Consider the following 22181-nt stretch of genomic DNA (forward strand, 5'->3'; position numbering starts at 1 on the left):
TCTTGCTGAAAACAAACTGTTTTTTGGACTGCCATAAGCTGGGGTTCGCTTCTAGTGCGTCAGTAAAGTCTGAGTTAGAGTATTTATTCAAAGGTTCAGGCCTTCACGAATTAGGTCCGAATCTAACCATATCGTTTCTATATAACCGTCGAGCATTCATACAAGGTTACAGCATCACCATCTGGCAAGTAATGTGCAAACCGTTGTGCATCACCAGTATTAAATGCCAAGGTAAACAATGTATTATGACTCTCCCTTAGCAATACACATTCAAAATCATCACTTAACAAACACAAAGCCTTTGGGCAAATTGCTAAATATGAATCATCGCCACTAAAAATATCCTCACTATACAAATACACTTCATGTAATTGTAGTGGTTTATCAAGTCGTAATACTGTGAAGTGCTCAGTTTCACTTAGCGTTTTGTGTTCGGCTAGTAATTCAATGTAAAAACCATTGCCATCTATTAGTTGCTCTTCAGCTGTAATATCAAACGAATGCTCGTTAAATTGAACCTCAAGCACTTTGCCGTTGCTAAACGTAAATAACATACTGCGCACGTTTTTAAATACGCCTTCATTAATTGCGTAATAGCCGCCTTTGAGCAAAAGCGAGGTTATATCGCTTTTACTCAATTCATTTAACTCAGAGCGCTTATTTGCAAAAATATGCTGATCCACATAATTAAAATGCATTAGTCTTGTGTCCAGCTATTACTTAGCGCTTCAGCTTGCTTTAAACACAGCTCAATTGCCTCATCTGCCTTATCTGGCGGGTACTTAAACTTACGTAATGCTCTGCGCACTAAGTTGCGCAGCTTTGCGCGCACGCTATCGCGTACCTGCCAATCAACCGTGGTCGACTTACGCAGCTTTTCGGTCACTTCTTTTGCTAAACTGCGCAGCGAGTCATCACCAAGTTCGCGTACTGCGGATTCGTTTTGAATCAGCGCACGATAAAAAGCAATTTCATCGGTATTTAATCCTGAATTTTCAGCCATTTCAGCATCGGCGGCCATGTCTTTGGCCATTTTGATTAACTCTTCAATCACCTGAGCTGTTTCAATAGCGCGGTTATGGTATTTACGCAGCGTTTCGAGAATACGGTCTGAGTATTTTTTCTCAGAGACTACATCGGTTTTCATTCGCGCTTTTATTTCGTCACGTAATAGTCGCTCGAGTAAATCAACAGCGAGGTTTTTTTCTTTCATGTTCGCCACGTCTTCCATAAACTCAGGCGATAACAAACCAATATTAGGTTTATCTAAGCCCACCAGCTTAAAAATATCGTCAACACCTTCAGCAATAATCGCATTGTCGATGATGTGTTTAAGGGCGGTGTTTTTATCCTCATCGGTGCGGCGTTTATCTACGGTGGTAAATTTACCCAGAGCGCTTTTTACTGCGGCAAAAAAGGCAATTTCAGTTTTAAGGGGAGCCACTTCATCTAGCGTACCGCATAGAGTGTACGCTTTACTAAGCGCCGCCATCACATCTAAAAAGCGTTTTTTACCGTCAAGCTTACCATCGCCTGAATTAGGTAAGCTTAAAATATGATTCATCACTTTAGGCAATAATTGCAGTGCTTGGGTTTCATAGTCACTGTAATCACAGCCATATAGCATGCCGCGCACAATATCCATTTTTTCAAGTAATACTGCAAATGCTTCGTGAGCATCATGGGTAGGCTGACCGCGACCGTTTGAATTAGTGTAAGTGTGTAGCGCGGCTTTTAGTTCATTGGCAATACCAATGTAATCGACCACTAAACCACCGGGCTTGTCTTTAAATACCCGATTAACGCGGGCAATGGCCTGCATTAAATTATGGCCTTTCATCGGTTTGTCGATGTACATAGTGTGGCAATTTGGCGCATCAAAACCCGTTAGCCACATATCGCGCACTATTACCAATTGCAGCGGGTCGTTTACATCTTTAAAGCGTTTTTCAAATAGCTTTTTAGTTTCTTTATTGTAAATATGTGGTTGTAGCTTCGCTTTATCTGACGCTGAGCCCGTCATAACAATTTTAATTGCGCCTTTAGCTGGGTCATCATCGTGCCAGTCGGGTTTAATGGCAACTATAGCATTGTATAAATCAGCACAAATGTCGCGGCTCATTGCCACTATCATGCCTTTGCCCTGCATAGTATTGGTACGCTCACTAAAGTGAGTCACTAAATCTTGCGCAACTAAATTGACTCTAGGTTCACTGCCTACTAGTTTTTCAAGCGCTGCCCATTTTGACTTAGTGTTTTCTCGGCTCGAAATATCCTCTTCGTCCTCAATCACTTCATCTACGTCATCATTTAAGCTTTCTATATCTGCTTGGTTAATATCAAGCTTGGCAAGGCGTGACTCATAATAAATAGGCACCGTAGCACCATCGTCTACCGCGTCTTGAATATCATAAACCGATACATAATCACCAAATACGGCGCGCGTATCTTTATCGGCAGCGTCAATAGGTGTGCCAGTAAAGCCAATAAACGTCGCTTGTGGCAGCGCATCACGTAAGTGTTTAGAATAACCAAAGGTATATTCGCCTGTTTTGCTGTTTAACTTGGCTTTATCGCCATATTGGCTGCGATGAGCTTCATCTGAAATCACCACAATATTATGGCGTTCACTCAACTTAGGGTGAATTTTTTCATCGGCTAACAGGGCAAACTTTTGAATAGTGGTAAATATAATGCCACCCGCTTGGCGAGCAGTTAAAATATCACGCAGCTCGTCACGATCCCCCGCTTGCACTGGCGTTTGTTTTAACGTATCCGCTGCCATACAAAAGGTATTATAAAGCTGGCCGTCTAAATCATTGCGATCAGTTACCACCACTATGGTTGGGTTATTCATTTGCGGTTGTGCCATCAGCTTACCCGCATAGCACAACATTGAAATCGATTTACCCGAACCTTGGGTGTGCCACACAACCCCCGCTTTACCAGAGCCCGCCTGCACTTTATCAACATAATTAGCGCGAGGCTCTGCAAGCTGCGCCTTCGCTGCAGCAATTAATGTTGCCTTTACTGCGGCGCGCACTGCATGAAATTGATGATAGCCCGCGATTTTTTTAATGGTTTTACCATCATCCTCTTCAAACAGAATAAAGTGGCGCAAATAATCTAAAAACAGCGCAGGCTGAAAAAAACCTTTTACTAAGGTTTCTAACTGATACTCAAATAGCGGCTTGTCATCTTCACTATTTACAGTGCGCCACGGTACAAAGCGCTCTTTATTAGCCGTTAGCGAGCCCACTCTGGCAGTTAAGCCATCACTAACAACAAGCGCCTCGTTAAAAATAAATAAATCGGGCAGCTCATCTTTGTAGGTTTGAATTTGTTGAAACGCCTGCCAAATGTCGGCGTTATTATCAATGGGGTTTTTCAGCTCCAATAGCGCCAACGGTAAGCCGTTAATAAACACCATCACATCTGGGCGGCGATTGCCTTTAGTGCCCGTTAAAGTGAACTGATTCACCACCAAAAACTGGTTTTTATTTACATCGTTAAAATCCACCAGCTGCACGTAGTCTGTTCTGGTATTGTCAGTTTCACTTTCATCATTAACTTTGTATTCTACTTTAACGCCTTGCAATAACGCTTGGTGAAAGCCTTTATTATTTTTAATCAGTATCGGGGTTTCGGCTTTACCTAAGCTCAACGCTACTTCTTCAAGGGTTGCCAATGGGATGTGCGGGTTAATTACTTTAAGCTGCGCCAGTAAGTGCCCATGCAATATCACTTGGCGATAATCACTACGTTCTGCTGCTGGCTCATTAGGGGCAATATCGTAGCCACAAATATATTGATAGCCGATGCCTTGAAACCAGTTAAGGCAAAGTTGTTCTAGTTGGTCTTCCGTGATCATTTTATCCCCTTAACATTAAGCGACCATCGGCCACATCGACCATCAGCTCAATCAGTTGAATTAACATTTTGTGGTTATCTGTTGCTGGATACCAAATAGGTCGAATACCTAATTCAAACAATCTATCTTCCATTTCTTGGCGCTTATCATCATCCGCTTCAAAAGCGGGAACAACCTGTTCACTATTTTCAGTTGCTGTTGGTGGCTGTTCAATAGGTTTAACGGGTAATGCCAATAGAGCAAAATGCTCAGGAATGACAAACTCACCATCATTGCGCACCTGTTCAAACAGCTCCATGGTTTTATCTTGCTGTAATGAACAACCTAAAAACAGTAATGAATGACTGATATATATTTGGCGCAGTGCCTTAGGGAGTTGCTTACGATAGTCAATACCACCACTTCCGTAACCTTGCTCATATTGTGTTTGAGTGAAAATATAAGATTCCGGCTGCGTTGCGTCACCATGCAACTTTAATAAACAACGCTCACCCTTGAGTAGTTTAGTAACAAAATTATGATTCTCTTGTAAACCACATAAAATTCCATCAAATTCAGAGGCCGTTTTATGCGCTTTAAACCAACTCTCAATTAAGGTATCAAAATTAGTGGTTACCATAGCGCCTGCGCACAAGCGTGGCAGTAATTTAATCACGTCTGGCACAAGAGTTTTATCTTGTTCAATGGTCGATTTAATTCTAAACGTGGTACGAATATGATTATTGAGTTGCGAAGATGATGCATCTGCTAATAGCTGTGCTAACTCTAAATAGCGCTCGTTAGCTAAGAGTTCTTCAACGTGTGCATTATCAACATTAGTCAGCTTTTTACCCAGCTCTTTAAGTACCGTATCCCAACTTGGGTAGCCTGCAGCCGCTGAAACCCCAGCACCAACAAAAGGCGCCACTTTCTTTTTTTTAATTAGGGCGATCAGGTCTGACACAACTGAGTCTTGTTGAGTCGCATCAACATACTCAATTGCTTCACGGTGCTTATCTCGCAATTGCTCGCCATTCCAGTTATCAAACTCATCTAAATAGGCGTTGCGATCAACCCAATACAACACCTCACTGGCTTTGTATTGGTGAGTATGCTCAGTATCTTTTATGCTACGAATGCTTAGTAAATCCCCTTCATCTAATGCGTCATTAAACAAGGAATTTGAGTTCAAACCATTTTGTAAATACTGCTCGACTTTTTCAATTAAGTCAGCACTTTGCTTTATTTTTTCAATCGCCATTTAAAATTCCGTTTCGCTGGTGTCTATGCTAAGTTCGCCTGAAAGCAATCTGGGGAGTAAAGTGTCTCTTATTGCTGTTAATGATTTAGTCTCAATTAATGTCTCAGTAACTTTTTCATAAAGACTTGAAACAACACTTGTAAATTCAGCCAACACTTTATCTTCAGGCACAATTACAGCAATTATTTTAAAGTTCTTTTTGCTAATTTCCGCAAAAGTTGTACCGCTAGCTCTTTGCTTGACTTCATCCATAACTGATTCAGCCCATTGAACAACATATTCAGGTGTTAATGTAGCCTCACATTTCATCGCAATATAACCCTGATTTATCGCTAAAGGTACTTTAGTTATGGCCAGATAACCAACCGGAGCTCGCGATGACATTAATACAGTATTTACAGGCAATAGACCTGAGCTTATTTTTTTTAAGCCTGCTGAAGTGATTTTTCGATCTGTTTCTAAAAGAATTTTATCTGTTAGATTCGACATATCCTTAGGTGTAGTCCAGAAAATGTCACCACCATCCCAAAAATCTGCATTTTTAGTGCTAGGTGTTCCACCGCCAACAACGTCAACTTCATTACCGATTTCGCTCCAAACCCACCCATCTGGTATTTCGCCTAGTTCTGAGTCGATTAGGTTATCGGGGAATAAGTCGGCGGTGGCTTGTAGTTGTTGGTATTGCTCTGGGTGTTGTTGCTGTAGCTGATCAATATCTGCGATAGCGCCTGCGGCGAGCCCCTGTGCTTGCTCGGGCGTAATAGAGAGTCCGCTAATGGCTGCCATGGCAGCACGCTGCGCATTTTCACCGGCGGCATTGGCCGCTATTTTTGCGCGTACGGGATCAAAATCGACAAACCAGCTTTTAAACATCGCCTGTGCGATTTGCTCTAAGGTTTGGTTAGTTTGGCGGTTGAGTAAAATCTTTTCATCTAATAAACGTAACCTTTGGGCTATTTTTCTTTGGGTAACCAAGGGCGGTAATTTAATTTTTGCTTTACGAAAGTCTTTTAAGACAACCCTTGGTATTGCAGCTCCTGATATAAAGTTTCCTTTCAAATAATCAATAACTTCTTTAGAGCAAAAATAATATTTGAGAAAATCGAAGTCCAATTTTAATTTATCAGGTCTTAATATTGCTACTGATGACAGCATAACTGCATCAAGAGGCGTATCTACAGTACATACAGTGTCTAGTGCACTATTACCATCCTTTGCAATCAATACATCCCCAACCTCAGGTCTGCAGCCCTGTTTCACTAATTTATCAAACTCTTCGATTGCGATTAATCGTGCTTGAGATAAATCGACACCAAAGTGCGTAAGATCTTTTACTGAAGCCATGTGCTTTCCACAAGTAACTGACTTAGGACTATTATGTGCTCCGTCTGTTATTTTTTCACAAACATCACCAAGTGTTTGAATTGGCCAATCAATACTCATAAACCGATATCTCTCTGTTCTTCATCATCAAACTCCTTTTGCTGGTTACTCAGCTGCTGTTGTACGCGGGCACGCTCTTTTTCAAGCTCGCGTTGTAGCTCTTCTTCGCTCGGTAGTTGAGTCAGGTATTTAGAGGCAAATAACTGTTTGCTTTCGTTCAGCACTGAGTACTTAGCCACGGTGTGATTATGCTCGCTACACAGAATTAAACCAATGGTTGGGTTATCGTCAGGGCGGCGTTGTTGCTCTTCGTACATACGCACGTACATGTCCATTTGCCCCACATCTTGATGCGTGAGTTTGTTGAGTTTTAAATCAATCAACATAAAGCATTTAAGATGAAAGTTATAAAACACCAAATCTATAAAGTAGTCGCCATCGTCAGTGCAAATACGTTGTTGGCGCGCCACAAAGGCAAAGCCTTTACCTAGCTCTAATAAAAACTTTTGTAAGTTATTAATTATGCCTTGCTCTAGGTCTGCTTCTTGGTAATGGCCGCTATCTAAATTTAAAAAGTCGAGAATGTAGGGGTCGCGTAAATAGTCTTGTGCATGTTCTGCCAGTGGCAAGGTATTTTGCTGGGCTTCTTGCTCTACGGGTTGTTTATTTTTACTGGCTAATAAGCGCTCGTAATACAAGGTGCCCACTTGACGTTCAAGCGCGCGTACGCTCCAGTTTTGCTCGGCAGATTCTTGCATATACCAAAGCCGCGCGGCTTGGTTTTCAATACGAATTAATTGACAGTAATGCGACCAGCTCAATTTTGCAGACAGTGTCTGCAAAATTGGAAACGCCACGTAAAAACTGCGCATATTAGCAAGGTTACGACTAGAAAATCCTTTGCCGTATTCTTTGGTTAACTGCATTGAGAGCTGTTTAAGCTGGGCTTTTCCGTACTCGGCACGGTTTTGCCCTTGTTGTTCTTGCTCAACAATTAACTGGCCAATATGCCAGTAAGCTTGCACCATGGCGCTATTAACTGTGTGTTTAACTTGACTTTGCGCTTGGTTAATTACTTGGCGAATATTGGCTAATAGCACGGGCGTAGCCTCGGTTGCTATACTAGGTTGTTTAGATGTCATACCCTAAGCCTTTGAGGTTTTGTTTTATTTGCGCCTCTAAACGTTCTGACTCTGCAAATTGGCTTTTAAGTTGTGTAGTTAAACGCGCCATTTTATCAGCAAAGAGTTCGCCATCGTCTTTGGCGGCTTCTGCGCCCACATAACGCCCCGGGGTTAATACAAAGTCGTGTTTGGTAATACCTGCTAAATCAACACTGGCACAAAAGCCTGCGGTGTCTTGATAGTCGCTTGCTTGCTGCCAATTGTGAAAGGTGGCGGTTACTTGGTCTAAATCGGTTTGAGTAAAGTCGCGCAATACGCGGTCTTTCATATAGCCTAAGTTACGCGCATCAATAAATAGTACTTTTCCACGGCGGTCGGTTAATTGACGGCCAGAAGCACTCACTCGCGCATTTTTATTTTTAGTTAAAAACCAAATACAAGCTGGAATTTGGGTATTAGTAAATAACTGGCCGGGCAAGGCTACCATGCATTCTACTAGGTCTTGCTCTATGAGAGCTTTGCGGATTGCACCTTCGTTATTGGTGTTTGACGACATTGAACCATTAGCCAGTAACAAGCCAACACTGCCATTGGGCGCAGTGTGATATAGCATGTGTTGTAACCAAGCAAAATTGGCATTACCCGATGGCGGTGTGCCGTAAGCCCAGCGCGGGTCATCATCACTCACGCCAACATCCCACTCTTTCATGTTAAATGGCGGGTTAGCCATTACAAAATCGGCACGCAAATCAGAGTGTTGATCGTTGGTATAGGTATTGGCAGGCTCTTTACCAAAGTTAAAATCAATACCACGAATCGCCATATTCATCGAGGCTAACTGCCATGTAGTATGGTTGTATTCTTGGCCGTAAATAGACACATCGCCAATTTTACCTTTGTGCGCATTAATAAAATGCTCACTTTGAACAAAGAACCCACCCGAACCCATAGCTGGGTCGTAAACACGGCCTTTAAAGGGTTCCATCATTTGTACCATGAGGCTTACAATTGATTTAGGCGTGTAGAACTGCCCGCCTTTTTTACCCTCTGCTAATGCAAACTGACCAAGCATATATTCATAAATATGACCCAGAATATCTTTTGAATTTAATGACGCATGCACAAAAGGAATAGTCGCGATTAGGTCGATAAGTTCGGCCAGTTTAACTTGGTCTATTTGCAGGCGCGTGTATTGCTTATTAAGTACGCCCTTAAGTTTTGGATTGGCCACTTCAATGGCATCAAGCGCATTATCAATTAAGTGACCGACCGAAGTGATTTTAATGGCTTTATCGTTACCGATTGACAGCTCAGCGCCACCGATCACCGTTTTATTGTTATCTTGTAAAAACGACCAGCGGGCTTGAGTTGGCACCCAAAAAGTATTGGTTTCAAGATAATAATCACGCTGTTCTAACTCAACTGCAAGTTCTTCTTGGAACTCGGCGGAGTCTTCCCCGCCAAAGTCTTCTGGGTCTAAAAAATAGTCGCTATCAGGATTATTAAACGCGGCGATTAATTCGTCTTGGCGAATTTTAAAAGCATCAGACACGTATTTAATAAACACTAAACCCAGTACGGCGTGTTTATACTGCGCAGCATCAAGGGTTGAACGTAGTTTGTCGGCAGCGTTCCAGAGCTTTTTTTCAAGATCGGTTAGAAATTGTTGTTCTTCAGTATTGGTCATTAGTTTTGCCTAATTAATCTTCTATAAAATAATCGCTATCGAGCGTTTTTACTTCAAATACCTGTTTGGTGCTAACGCCTAAATTATGACTAAGCATTAGCTCTGTAAGTTGTGCACCATCTATAAGCACTATCCGTTTGTCTATTCTACCAATGTAGTCAAAAGCGTCTTTACTAAAACTGCTGGTGGTGATGAAAACGCCCTTTTTAGCACGGTGCATATCAAGCGCACCTGCAAAGGCTTGTATATCTGGGCGACCCACTGTTTTATTGGTGTAGCGTTTGGCTTGCAAGTATATCATTTCAAGGCCGAGTTTATCTTCTTTGATCACCCCATCAATCCCACCATCTTGAGTGTATTGAGTCGCTTGGCCTGCATCTTTGCGTGACCCTCCGTAACCCATGGCAAGCATTAAATCGACTACAAGGTTTTCAAAAAATACCGGGGATGCTGCTAGAATCGCTTTTAGTATTTCATCACTTAGATTGGTATTCAGGGTATCAACTGCAGCTTCTATAAGCTCTTCAGGAGTTTTATCTGAGTTATTACTTACTATGCTGGTGGAATTTGCTTGCACAGGTTCACTTTCGTCTTTAGAACGTGTTTTAAAATCAATAAAAGCTGCAAACTTGCTTAAGTATTGATTATTGATTGGCTCGCCAGACTCAATTGCCTTTAGCCCTTTTTGCGTGATTTTACAAAAAGCTCTTTTAGGCTGCTCAATTAAACCCGCTTGCACCAAATAAGTTTTAGCCCAGCCTAAACGGTGATAAGCATAGGTTTGCTTTCCACTGGGAATACGCAGTTTAAGCTGCTCAGCCGATAAGCTTAGGCTTTGATAAACGTTTGCTTCAATATCTTTGAGCTTTACAGTTTTACCATTGGCTAAACACTCTAAAAGAGGAGTCATAAAAGATTGGTAATCGGGTAACGACATAGTATTCCCTTGCCAGCCTTATTAGTTAAGTAACTAAATGGCTAATCCATTGTTCTTGTTAATCAAGATAATATACAAATTAGGATTATGGGGCAAAGGTTATGTCGGTGGGATTGCTGGTATAGACAAGTAATTTAGATTACACGGTCAACCTTACATACTTCTCGGCCAGTTCATCTATACTTTCACGATGAGCGGGATCGGGCTTTATACAATCTATCGGGCATACACTGACGCAGGTGGGTTTGTCGTAATGGCCTACGCATTCAGTGCACTTTGCAGGGTCTATTTGGTAAATTTTAGCGCCCATATAAATGGCTTCGTTAGGGCATTCTGGATCGCACATGTCGCAGTTAATGCATTTGCTGTTAATTAGTAAAGCCACTCTCTAACCTCATTTATTAGAGCTAGTACTTCTAGCATAAATTTGCAGCCGTAAATTATGCATTTTATTCCGCGTTTTCTTGTTGATCTCAATCAATAAAAATCATATTAGGTAGTCCGCATTCAACCATTCACTTTACAACTAAAAAATGGACACTATAATATCCATTAAGCTCATAAAAAAGCAATTTTGGCTATAGTAATGTCCAATCAAGTTCGTGAGGTGCTATTATTAATTATCTATTATTAAGCGAAGGTGATGTGCAGCAAGCCTTTGCTGAGCATCTAAAAGAATGTCGCAAAAAAGCAAAAATGTCACGCGAGGCGTTAGCTAAAAAAAGCACAGTACCTGCTTCTACAATAAAAAAGTTTGAGGTTACAGGGCTTATTTCATTCAGACAGCTATTGCTTTTGTGGCAAACACTCGACGACTTAACTCGTTTATATGACTTAACAAAAGTGCCAGCTCAAAATAAAAATGCGCCAACGTCTATTGATCAGGTGTTAAACAATGGCCTTTAAACCCATAGATAAGCTAGAAGTAAAACGTACACTTTCAGATTCATCAGAATTAATGGTGGGTGTACTTGCTCAAAATAGGCAAGGTGTTTACTTTCAATTCGAGGAAAGTTATTTAGACACATACGGTAATCTTTCGCCATTCTCACTCGCCTTTAATAGAGAGGTTCAGTTAGCACCTAAAACCCCACACAACGGGTTGCATGGGGTCTTTTCTGATTGTTTACCTGATGGGTGGGGGTTACTACTACAGGACCGCGTATTCAGACAAAATAATATAATGCCTAACTTTGTTACCGCTATGGACCGCTTATCTTTTGTTGGCCATTCGGCTATGGGCGCATTATCGTTTACACCTGAAACTCATTATGATGGCACAAATGACAATGAGGCTGGCCTTGCTACATTAGGTCAACAAGCTCAAGCAATATTTGACGGGCAAACAGAAGAAGTACTTTCTGCGTTAGTAGCTGCTGGCAGTTCCGGCGGTGCACGACCTAAGGCTCAAATTTATTTTCCTGACAATAAGATACAAGAATGTAGAACTAAGCCTAAAACGGGCGATGATGCTTGGTTAATAAAGTTCACATCCAAAAACCTCGCTTTAGGACATGAGGAAGGGTTATGTGAAGCTGTGTATTTGGATTTGGCTGAACAAACGGGATTAAACCCACCTCAGAGATTACTGGTACCCGCCCCAGAAGGAACCGGTGCAAAGCAATGGCTCGCCTTAAAGCGATTCGATAGGTTTAAATTAATGGGTGATAAAATGGGCTGCAAACATATGCATAGTGCATGTGGCTTGCTGGATGCTGATTTTCGCACACCTTCATTAGATTATGAGGATTTAATTAAAGCGAGCCGTGTTTTATGCAAATCACCTGCTGCAGGGCAATTACAATTTCGTCGAGCTATGTTTAATTTATTTAGCTGTAATCAAGATGACCACAGTAAAAACTGGGCTTTTTTACAAGAAGATTCAGGTGAGTGGGATTTAGCGCCTTTTTATGATGTAACTTTTAGTCCTCATCCTTTTAACGAGCATGCGACTTCATTTGCCGGATTTGGAAAAAACCCACCACTAAAAGCGATTCAAAAGCTGGCCTCTGCAGCTGGTTATGCAAATTGGAAGCAGGTACAAGTGATCATATCTGAAATAGCAGAGATTATTTTCAACTTTAAAGACACAGCTAAAGCACTCGGCGTAAATAAGCAAACGATTAACTTAATAGAGCAACAGCTTGATAATACGTACGCCATGAATAAGCATTTAACTGGTCGCTAATTGTATTAAGCTAATAGCACTTACAAATCAATTAGATTTTCTCTACAAATTTGGGGTTGCAATTTTTACTCTAATTGTTCAAAAACCATATAATTTAGTCGGTAAAGATCTTGAGTCAATTATCTGCTTTTGTAATTTCATGGTTTTATCTTCTTAATATCTGTAGCAGTTGTAGGTGGGAATTGAATCGCAGGCAATGCAATTTTAATAATCAAAAACAAATATCGTAATAGCTATCAAAAATCTGGTCATAGAGAGTTAGCCCGTGTAATGCTAGTTTTAACAACCTCTTAAAAAAGTGATTATAACTATTATGATAAATTTTACTTTACGACCCTTTGTATTACCCAGTTCTTTGCTGTTTTCGACAGTAAGCTTGCCCTGCATTTAACGCCCCAATTTATTGGGTTAACTAATCTCGATTATCAACAACGAATTACATCTTCTTCAGTAATTCCAGAATTTGCCATGCAGTTATAGAGTTCCTATCGACTCAAGTTTCCTGCACGGCTTAACTAAAAAACAGTTAAATAATTAATATAAATATTTTTTACAGAAAAGGTCTAATTAGTGATAATCACCTACTGAAGTGCTGGTTTTGGGGTTAAGAATAAACCTAAGGAACTAAATTAAGTAACGACGTGTATTTTAAGGGCGACTTTTTCTGATTACTATTTTTACGCAACTATTTTATAATACTAATGGAGTCAATAACTTAAAAAATACATATGATGATTGGAGATAAATGAGTAAAGAAAAGTTAATAGAAGTTAAAGATGACTTAAATATGCTATCGCCTATTTGCTACATTACAAAGTCAATCAACTGGCTTATTGGCAAAGTCTTTAACAACTTTAAAATAAGTTTAATGGTTTATTTAATTGCTTACGTTATTGCTGTAACGGTTGTAAATATACCGATGCTGGACTTTACCCGCATGCAGAAAATATATGTTAGCGTTTCAATACTGGGCTTACCGCTTTGTTTGTTCCTTGCTTATATTTTTATAGGAATGGTGTTATTAGCATTATTTGCAAGCAACCCTAAAACCCGCCTTAGTTATGCCATTATCTTAATCGTTATCGCTTTATTTCCATTTATGGTGATCGCAATGGCTGATACTCGTTTACTCCTCATTTTTGGCGTTTATTTATCTGCGGCATTAATTGTTATTAATATGATTATGCTACCAAATTTGGCCTATAAATATAGGGAAAGGCTTATAAAGCACGCTTACTTGTGTATGCCCGTAATTCTTTCAATTGTTGCATTTACTTGGTTTGAATCATCACAGGGGTTTTCGTATGGGCGTATTGATCGCGAAAATTTCACAACCAGCGATCATCAACGTGTGGTTCCTGTCAGTAAATCTGGCGCACAGGGTACGCCTTTTTATACCTGTGATGTCTTTGTTAATTTCAACGGATACCAGTATGAATTTCAAGATATGATCATACCTAGTAATGGCCACATTGAGTATATTGAAGTTAGACAAGCTGTTTTCCAGCACTTTCAATTACGCTAATGTCTATTGAAAGTGATACCGCGGCTTTGTTTTTCGGCATCACTTTTTATAGGTAATAATCAACCCAAAATTTGGATGATAGATAATTAAAGGTGTTGAAAGCATTAACACCTGTTGTTAACTACAAGCTAACCCGCGATTTGTTTAAACGGATTGCGGGTGTCTTGGTTTTCGTCCAGATTACGCATTAATATGGCGTGTTCTAAATCGATATTGTCGGGCAGTGGAATTTTTACTATATGCCCTGAGCCTTTGGCATCGGTAATTGCCTCGCCCTTTTTGTTTTCCATACATTCAAGCACAAAACTAATATTACCTTTAGGGGTCATCAGCTCTAATGAATGACCTACGCAGAATTTGTTTTTAACATCAATCTCTACCAAACCGGTGGCATTACGCCCTAATACTTCGCCGACAAATTGCTGCTTAGTCGATACCGAATGGCCGTATTCGTAGTTTTGATAATCTTGATGGGCGTGGCGCTTTAAAAAGCCTTCGGTGTAACCGCGATGGGCTAGGTTTTCTAATGTTTTAAATAGATCAGCATCGAATGGTTTTCCTGCTGCGGCATCGTCAATTGCTTTACGATAAACCTGTGCTGTGCGCGCAACATAATAAAAGGATTTAGTGCGGCCTTCTATTTTTAAGCTGTGTACGCCCATTTTTGTAAGCTGCTCTACGTATTGCACGGCGCGTAAATCTTTTGAGTTCATGATATAAGTGCCGTGTTCGTCTTCAAACGCTGGCATGTATTCACCCGGGCGGCCTTGCTCTTCAAGCATAACAATATCATTACTTGGTGCGCCGTCGCCAAGAGTAGGAATAACCTGCTGAGGATCAAATTTATGCACCATTTCACCGGTTTCGTTTTCAACGCCCGGTTTTACATCGTATTCCCAGCGGCATGCATTGGTACAGGTGCCTTGGTTTGGATCGCGTTTGTTTATGTAGCCTGATAACAAACAACGGCCAGAATACGCCATACACAATGCGCCGTGTACAAATACTTCTAGCTCAGTTGCTGGGCATAAAGAACGAATTTCACTTATTTCTTCCAGAGATAGCTCGCGGGATAAAATCACTCGCTCTATGCCTTGTTTTGCCCAAAACTGTACGCTGGCATAATTTACAGCGTTTGCTTGTACTGATAAATGAATAGCCATATCAGGCCACTTTTCACGCACTAACATGATTAAACCCGGATCTGACATGATCAGCGCATCTGGCCCCATCGCAATGACTGGTTCAATGTCGCGTAAATACGATTTCACTTTGGCATTGTGCGGGGCAATGTTTGATACTACATAAAACTTTTTATTCAGCGCATGCGCTTCATCAATGCCTATTTTTAACGTTTCCAGATCAAATTCATTATTACGTACTCGCAAGCTATAACGAGGTTGTCCGGCATACACCGCATCAGCCCCATAAGCAAAGGCATAACGCATGTTTTTTAAACTGCCAGCTGGTGAAAGTAACTCTGGGGTAAACGAGGTAATAATTGACGACATGCGCGCTCCATACATAAAACTGGGATCAAGCCAGTGGCATGAAAATAACCTGAAAATCAGATCAAGTAATAAAGCGCGGCAGTATATGGTACGTTAAATTAAGATGTTTTGATCGAAATCATAAAACTCACTTTAATTGATTGGCAAACTGGCTCACTGCATCAACGACTTGCTGGGCACCTTTTTTAATATTGCTCATCACAATGCCAGACTCGTTTGACAGCTCTAACCCTTCTTGTGCTTTATCTTCACCTTGCTTAATTGCTTTTACACTTGACTGCGTTAAGCTTTGATTTTTTTGTACCACTTCAACAATTTCTTCTGTGGCTTTACTGGTTCGAGATGCTAATTGACGCACTTCATCGGCGACTACCGCAAAACCTCGCCCTTGCTCACCAGCTCTTGCTGCTTCAATCGCCGCATTTAAGGCTAGCAAATTAGTTTGATCAGCAATGCTGCTAATACTTTGCACTATGCTGGCAATTAACTGTGATTGTTTATCCAATGCTGATATTTCATCCCCTGCTTGCGACATTTGCACCGCCAGCTCATTCATTACTTTAACCGCTTGCTCAATGACAGCAGCACCTTGATCTGCAAGGTGGTCAGTTTCAGTTGAAGTGCTATAGGCAATATCTGCCGCCTCTGCGATTGCGAGCTCCCGCTCAACTTGCTCAGTAATAACAGTAGCGAATTTAACCACTTTATACAGTTCGTTTTGCTCATTGAAAATTGGGTTATAAGAAGCTTCAAGCCAAACCACTCGCCCATAACTGTCTATGCGTTTAAAACGGCTTGAAACGTATTCGCCTCTTTTAAGCTGTTTCCAAAAGGCTTCATATTCTGGTGAATTAGCCTCTTCTGGTTCACAAAAAATACGATGATGTTGGCCAACAATCTCTTTAAGTGAATAGCCCATTCCCGCCAAAAAGTTTTCGTTTGCTGTCAATACAATGCCATTAGTATCAAATTCAATAACGGCCATGGCACGATGTAATGCTTTAATTAAATCTTGATGCTCACGGGAGGTTTCAATCGTACGCGTTAACACATTAGAATGCAGAGTAAACTCAACTAGCTTACCTTGCTCATCAATGATCGGCTGTAAAATACTTCTTAGCCAGTCTTGTTCACCATTAACATGAACAAACTGCAATGCACCAGCCCAGTGTTCATGCTTCTCTAATGCTTTTTTTAAGCTTTTAAAATGCCCTGTCTGTCTGACGTTACTTGGCACAAAATCTAGTAACTTTTTCCCAATCAGTTGCTGATCAGGGTAACCAAGCTCGTTTGCAAAGTTTTTATTTTGCGATGAAATAAGCCCAGTCTTATCAATGATTAAAACTAGCATTTCTTCGTCTAAGCTTTTTCTTACTTGATTCTGCACAAAAAGCTGACTTTTTAATTTAGCATTCTCACTTTTTATAGTGTTATTAAAAAACATAGCAACCTACTATCAATGAAATGGATGAAATGAAGCACGAAGATATTAAAACCTTTAATTTATTCCATGATTATTACTTGAGTGTAAACCAAGTCCCCAAATTTAGTAGAATTTAACTAAAATAATCATTTTAAGCTAAAAGTGGATTTTCTATTGTGCATCTTATAGCAGTTTAAATAGCAAAAGCTCGAATGAGACAAAAGCGCCTATCAATAATTTTAAAATAAATAATTAAAACATAAGGTTAATAAAATTTAAGGTAATTTTTAATAGTGCAGTTACAGATAAGGGCCTAAACGTTATAGTCACTGAGCACTATTTTGTACTAAAAACAACCTTCTTTGTACTAAAAATAACTTTCGAAAAATATTTCAACTTATTATTAGCTAAATTAAGTAATACGTAGTCCCATGCAATGTTAGATCATTAATTAATTCACAGCATCATGCTTTTCTATGCGTGGTGATTGCCTAACATTTAAAAATCGCACAATTGTCATCAAGCTAGTTTTTAATAAAACTAGGCATTGCCTACTAAAACGCGTATAATTCGCGCCCGTTAATATTCACACTTTTACTTAAAAATTATTGGAGCATAAAGATGGCTTTAGAGCGTACTTTCTCAATCGTAAAACCTGATGCAGTTGCTAAAAACCACATCGGCGCTATCTACAACCGTTTCGAAACTGCTGGCCTTAAAATCGTTGCAGCTAAAATGGTTCACCTTTCACAAGAGAAAGCGGAAGGTTTCTACGCAGAACACAGCGAGCGTCCTTTCTTTGGTGCTTTAGTATCTTTCATGACATCTGGTCCAGTAATGGTTACAGTTCTTGAAGGCGAAAACGCTGTTCTTAAAAACCGCGAAATCATGGGTGCTACTAACCCTGCTGAAGCACTAGCTGGTACTTTACGTGCTGACTACGCTGATAGCATCGACGAAAATGCTGTTCACGGTTCAGACGCTGTTGAATCTGCTGCTCGCGAAATCGCGTACTTCTTCGCAGACGAAGAGCTTTGCCCACGTACTCGTTAATTCGAACGCGCTAAGCAAAAGTAAAAAGGGCTTTCGAGCCCTTTTTTAGTCATTAGTTAAAGTATTAATTATCTAATTTATGATGTTTTACTTAATGATTAAAGTGAGTGAATTGTGTACAATTCGCCTTTGTAAATTTTTATCACCACCGTCACTGATTAAGGTTGTTTCATGACCACTGAGCAAAAAAAGATTAACTTATTAGATTTAAACCGAGATGCAATGCGCGAGTTATTTGTATCGTTCGGTGAAAAGCCATTCCGTGGCGATCAGGTGATGAAATGGATTTATCATTTTGGCGTTGATAACTTTGACGAAATGAGCAACGTTAACAAAAAGCTGAAAGAAAAACTAAAAGCAGAATGTGAAATTGTCGCGCCTGAAATCACCGTACGCCAACAAGCCAGTGACGGTACAATCAAGTACGCGCTGATACTTGAAGGCGGCCAAGAAGTTGAAGCCGTGTGGATCCCAGAAAAAGAACGTGCCACCTTGTGTGTATCATCGCAAGTTGGTTGTGCGCTTGAATGTACATTTTGCTCAACAGCGCAGCAAGGGTTTAACCGTAACTTAAAAGTATCTGAAATTATCGGCCAAGTTTGGCGTGTGGCCAAAGACATAGGTCTTGATGGCAACAGTGAAAAGCGTCCGGTCACCAACGTCGTTATGATGGGCATGGGCGAGCCATTGCTTAATCTTAAAAACGTAGTTCCGGCAATGGAATTAATGATGGACGATTGGGGTTTTGGTTTATCTAAACGCCGCGTTACTTTAAGTACCTCTGGTGTGGTGCCTGCACTTGATTTATTGAAAGAAAAAATCGACGTTGCATTGGCTATTTCTCTACACGCACCTGATAACGCATTACGTGATATTTTAGTGCCAATCAATAAAAAATACCCAATTGAAGAGTTTTTAGCGGCGTGTCGTCGTTACATTGATGGCTCTAAAGCCAATAAAGATGTGACCATTGAGTATGTGATGCTAAATGGTATTAATGACAGCACAGATCAAGCCCATGAATTAGTTAAAACACTCAAAGGCACACCATCTAAAGTGAACCTTATCCCGTTTAACCCATTCCCGGGTAACGAATATACACGCTCTAGTAACAGCCGTATTGACCGCTTTTCAAAAGTGCTACAAGCAGCAGGTATTACCTGTATTGTGCGTCGTACTCGCGGTGATGATATTGATGCAGCCTGCGGCCAGTTAGTTGGTGATGTAGTTGACCGTACAAAACGTTTAGCGAAAAAGAAAATGCGCGACGATAATGCGATTGCGGTTAATATCCACCAAGCATAATCTGTTGTCGTGAATCAAAAGCCCTTAGCGCTGCTTTATTTTTAAATAAATGATGCAAGATAAGGGCTTTTCGGTAATATAGGTGCATGGACAATAATAAAGAGATGAAGTAATGCGATCTTTACTTGCTTTAACTATCAGTGCACTCGCTTTAACAGGGTGTGTAACTGAAAATAGTTATGATGGCAATGACAAACCAGTCGTTGAAAATAAAATCAATAATACCGGCGCAGCACGTACCCGAATAGCCTTAGCATTAGAATATTTAAGCACTGGTAATAGCTCGCAAGCAAAGTATAACCTCGAACGCGCCGCGTCTTTCTCTCCTGATCTTCCTGAAGTCCATTATTCATTTGCTTATTATTACCAACAAGTCGGCGAAAACGTACAAGCCGATAAAGCCTATCAAAAAGCAATAAAAATTGATCCCAATGATCCTAATACCCGAAATAACTACGGGGTATTTTTATGCGGTATTGACGAGTACGACCGCGCCACAGAACAACTACTCAAAGCCATTGCCATCCCAAGTTATATACGAGTAGCAGAAAGTTATGAAAATTTAGCTCTGTGCGCCATTGAGTTTGATGATTTTGATAACGCTGAAAAATATTTCAAATCGGCCATTAATCACAGTTCAATGCGTGCCTCATCACTGATCAGTTTAGCCGCTTTGTATTACGCTAAAAGTGATTTACATAGAGCAAAAGAAATACTCGAGCGTTATGAGAATAGTGGTCAAGTATCGTCTCGCTCATTGCTATTAAGCTATTTAGTTGAGCAGCGCATGGGACACATTGAAAAAGCCGAAACCACTGCGGCAATGATATTGCAAACCTACCCAACCTCAAGTGAAGCGGGGATCATTCGCGAGCAAAAAATCAAACGTAGTGAGTTTGAAATACTACGCTCGCAATACCGCCAAGCAAAATTAGATGAGCTACAAGCAAATAGCCCTGCGGGAGAGGTGATCTCGGCACCCAAAATACGCATTGTAAAAAAGAAAAAAGCGCCAGCAACTAGTACGTCGGTGCAAAGTATCACAACGCCAACAATGGCCGTTAAAAATAACAATGCAAGCAGCAATGAATTAACTGCCGCGTTGCTAACTTCACCGGTTGCGCCAACGCAAAGCACCGCATCACAAAGTAGCCAGCAAAGCCAAGCAACAGTATCAACACCAGTCGATACGAGTGGTATTTTGGCGGCTTTAAGTACCACAGCAATAACAACGCCAGTGCAAACAAACATTGATACTACCGCTGTACAGATCAGTGCCCCAGCAAACAATAATGATCCTGTGGCAGTAATGTCTGCTCTGGTGGTTGCACAAACACCAAACAATCCTGCTGTAACTTCAACTCAAGCGACGGACATTGCATCATTAACCTCTGAGGAGGAGGTTGCTAAAGCATTAGCAATACCAACTGTGCATTTAGCAACAGCGCCCACAGCGACTGCCGCAACTCCTACCCAAACGCTTGCTCGTAGCAGCAAAGCACAAGATGGTGTAACAATTGTTTCTTTTGGTGCGCCCACGGATAGCCAAGCCGTTGCAAATAACAGCCAGGCTTCAAGCCAAGCACAATTTAGTGATGAATTAACGGATGAAGAAAAGGTGGTTTTTTACCAGCCAAAACGTAACGCCGCCGTCTTCGCAGAGTCAGGATATAGCTCTACACCTGAGATCCGTTTTCAAGATCCGCAACAAAACACTCACGCACCGTTGCTAAATTCGCGGATCCCACAATTAACGACGCCTTACCATGTTTTGCAAGATGGTGAAAACCTATTTAGCATTTCAGTACGATACAATGTTAAACTACAGAAATTACTCCAATGGAATGGTCTGAAAGAATCTGATCGGGTGGTCAATGGGACGAAAATTTATCTCAACGATCCCAACATTTATTACGAAATTAACGTCGGTGATACTTTGTATAGTATTGCCACCAAGCGTCGCTTGTTAATTGATCAGTTAATGCGATGGAATAAATTAAGCCCGGATGTTGCACTTAAACCTGGGCATAGACTGTTACTAGTGGACCCTGAATCATACTCATTATGAATGATGAAAATACGGAATCAACAACGCTCACTCTTGGCCAAACTTTAAAAAGTAGCCGCGAGCAAGCGAATGTCAGCTTAGAAGAGTTGGCAAAAAATTTAAAATTATCGGTGTTGCAATTACAACGTCTTGAGAATGACGAACACCAATTAATCGGCCCTGCTACCTTTGTTAAAGGTTATGCAAAAAGTTATTGTCGCGCCTTTAATTTAGATACTGCGGCCGTTTTAGCGCTGTTCCCTGAACCGCAGGAAACCGTTAAAAAAACCAACATGCAAAGCTTTTCTAGACGAACAGAAAAAGAAGCTCATGATAGTCGGTTGATGCTGGTAAGTTACGTTATTCTGGCAATTGTTATTGGTTCATCCGCATTATGGTGGTGGCAAAACTCAACCCCTCTTGACGAACAAGTTGTAACGCAATCTTTAAATAGCTTTGCCAAAGAGACAGTTGCAGTCGCGCAAGCAGACCCTGATGTAGCGTCGAACAGTCTGTTAGAACAAGCTGGTCCTGATGAATCGATTGATGACCCCACTGCGGCGCAAATTATGGAGCAACAAGCCGATACCGAACTAGACGTTGCCCCGAGCGAAACGTCAAGCGAGCCACAAAATGATGGCCTTGGCACCATAGTTATGCATTTCAATGAAGAAAGTTGGGTTGAAGTTCATGACGGCAAAGGTGATAAAGTGGCGTTTGGTGTTAAAAAAGCGGGTTATGATATGACTTTATCAGGTCATCTGCCTTTTTCTATCGTGCTTGGTAAGCATCAAGCTGTTGATATCACTCTTGACGGTGAAAAGATTGATATTTCCAGTTTCCCAAAAAATCGTTTAGCCAAATTTAATTTACCGTTAACAGAGTAG

17 protein-coding genes are annotated in these 22181 nt (G+C 40.8%); 7 read left to right on the forward strand and 10 right to left on the reverse strand.

Annotation, left to right across the window (positions count from 1 at the left end; translation table 11 throughout):
* Window positions 1–137: 137 nt before the first annotated feature.
* The 8 genes from PSR9079_RS12545 to PSR9079_RS12580 form a co-directional block, all read right to left on the reverse strand.
* A complete protein-coding gene (locus PSR9079_RS12545; protein WP_149981903.1) occupies window positions 138–698 on the reverse strand; it encodes a hypothetical protein in 561 nt (186 codons plus the stop codon).
* Window positions 698–3871 (reverse strand): type I restriction endonuclease subunit R, encoded by a 3174-nt coding sequence (locus PSR9079_RS12550; RefSeq protein WP_149981904.1) that lies wholly within the window; start codon window positions 3869–3871, stop codon window positions 698–700. The genes PSR9079_RS12545 and PSR9079_RS12550 overlap by 1 nt, the downstream gene beginning before the upstream one ends.
* A 1-nt stretch (window position 3872) precedes the next feature.
* Window positions 3873–5111: an SIR2 family protein gene (locus PSR9079_RS12555; protein ID WP_149981905.1), complete on the reverse strand. Its 1239-nt coding sequence runs from the start codon at window positions 5109–5111 to the stop codon at window positions 3873–3875.
* Window positions 5112–6554, reverse strand: coding sequence for a restriction endonuclease subunit S (locus PSR9079_RS12560; RefSeq protein ID WP_149981906.1), 1443 nt, complete (start codon window positions 6552–6554; stop codon window positions 5112–5114).
* Entirely contained in the window at window positions 6551–7636 is a 1086-nt protein-coding gene (locus tag PSR9079_RS12565; protein ID WP_149981907.1) for a PDDEXK nuclease domain-containing protein, read from the reverse strand. The genes PSR9079_RS12560 and PSR9079_RS12565 overlap by 4 nt, the downstream gene beginning before the upstream one ends.
* Entirely contained in the window at window positions 7626–9305 is a 1680-nt protein-coding gene (locus PSR9079_RS12570) for a class I SAM-dependent DNA methyltransferase (RefSeq protein WP_149981908.1), read from the reverse strand. Before PSR9079_RS12570 ends, PSR9079_RS12565 begins: the two co-directional genes overlap by 11 nt.
* A gap of 13 nt (window positions 9306–9318) precedes the next feature.
* A complete protein-coding gene (locus PSR9079_RS12575; protein WP_149981909.1) occupies window positions 9319–10242 on the reverse strand; it encodes a restriction endonuclease in 924 nt (307 codons plus the stop codon).
* Between the two features lie 139 nt (window positions 10243–10381).
* Entirely contained in the window at window positions 10382–10627 is a 246-nt protein-coding gene (locus PSR9079_RS12580) for a YfhL family 4Fe-4S dicluster ferredoxin (protein WP_149981910.1), read from the reverse strand.
* 230 nt (window positions 10628–10857) lie between these two features.
* On the opposite strand from PSR9079_RS12580, the gene PSR9079_RS12585 reads away from it, so the two are divergent.
* The 3 genes from PSR9079_RS12585 (at window position 10858) to PSR9079_RS12595 (ending at window position 13955) form a co-directional block, all read left to right on the forward strand.
* Complete coding sequence (locus PSR9079_RS12585) at window positions 10858–11148, forward strand: helix-turn-helix domain-containing protein (RefSeq protein WP_149981911.1); 291 nt, start codon at window positions 10858–10860, stop codon at window positions 11146–11148.
* Window positions 11138–12430 carry a type II toxin-antitoxin system HipA family toxin gene (locus PSR9079_RS12590; RefSeq protein ID WP_149981912.1) on the forward strand — a complete coding sequence of 431 codons (1293 nt, stop codon included), beginning with the start codon at window positions 11138–11140 and terminating at the stop codon, window positions 12428–12430. Before PSR9079_RS12585 ends, PSR9079_RS12590 begins: the two co-directional genes overlap by 11 nt.
* Window positions 12431–13175: 745 nt before the next feature.
* Window positions 13176–13955 carry a hypothetical protein gene (locus PSR9079_RS12595; RefSeq protein WP_149981913.1) on the forward strand — a complete coding sequence of 260 codons (780 nt, stop codon included), beginning with the start codon at window positions 13176–13178 and terminating at the stop codon, window positions 13953–13955.
* A 128-nt stretch (window positions 13956–14083) separates the two neighbouring features.
* Here the strand turns inward: PSR9079_RS12595 and trhP are convergent, their stop codons facing one another.
* Window positions 14084–15466, reverse strand: coding sequence for a prephenate-dependent tRNA uridine(34) hydroxylase TrhP (trhP, locus tag PSR9079_RS12600; RefSeq protein ID WP_149981914.1), 1383 nt, complete (start codon window positions 15464–15466; stop codon window positions 14084–14086).
* A gap of 127 nt (window positions 15467–15593) precedes the next feature.
* A complete protein-coding gene (locus tag PSR9079_RS24160; RefSeq protein WP_149981915.1) occupies window positions 15594–16910 on the reverse strand; it encodes a methyl-accepting chemotaxis protein in 1317 nt (438 codons plus the stop codon).
* 600 nt (window positions 16911–17510) lie between these two features.
* Between PSR9079_RS24160 and ndk the strand changes: the two genes are divergently transcribed.
* From ndk to PSR9079_RS12625, 4 genes are all read left to right on the forward strand, one after another.
* Window positions 17511–17942: a nucleoside-diphosphate kinase gene (ndk, locus tag PSR9079_RS12610; RefSeq protein ID WP_008111339.1), complete on the forward strand. Its 432-nt coding sequence runs from the start codon at window positions 17511–17513 to the stop codon at window positions 17940–17942.
* A 171-nt stretch (window positions 17943–18113) separates the two neighbouring features.
* Window positions 18114–19247, forward strand: a complete 1134-nt coding sequence (gene rlmN, locus PSR9079_RS12615) for a dual-specificity RNA methyltransferase RlmN (protein WP_145239689.1) — start codon at window positions 18114–18116, stop codon at window positions 19245–19247.
* Window positions 19248–19359: 112 nt separating this feature from the next.
* On the forward strand, window positions 19360–21315 hold the full coding sequence (pilW, locus tag PSR9079_RS12620; protein ID WP_149981916.1) for a type IV pilus biogenesis/stability protein PilW: 1956 nt from the start codon (window positions 19360–19362) through the stop codon (window positions 21313–21315).
* Window positions 21312–22181 (forward strand): RodZ domain-containing protein, encoded by an 870-nt coding sequence (locus PSR9079_RS12625; RefSeq protein ID WP_149981917.1) that lies wholly within the window; start codon window positions 21312–21314, stop codon window positions 22179–22181. Before pilW ends, PSR9079_RS12625 begins: the two co-directional genes overlap by 4 nt.

The organism is Pseudoalteromonas rhizosphaerae, assembly GCF_902498845.1.
In the GTDB taxonomy this organism is placed as follows: domain Bacteria; phylum Pseudomonadota; class Gammaproteobacteria; order Enterobacterales; family Alteromonadaceae; genus Pseudoalteromonas; species Pseudoalteromonas rhizosphaerae.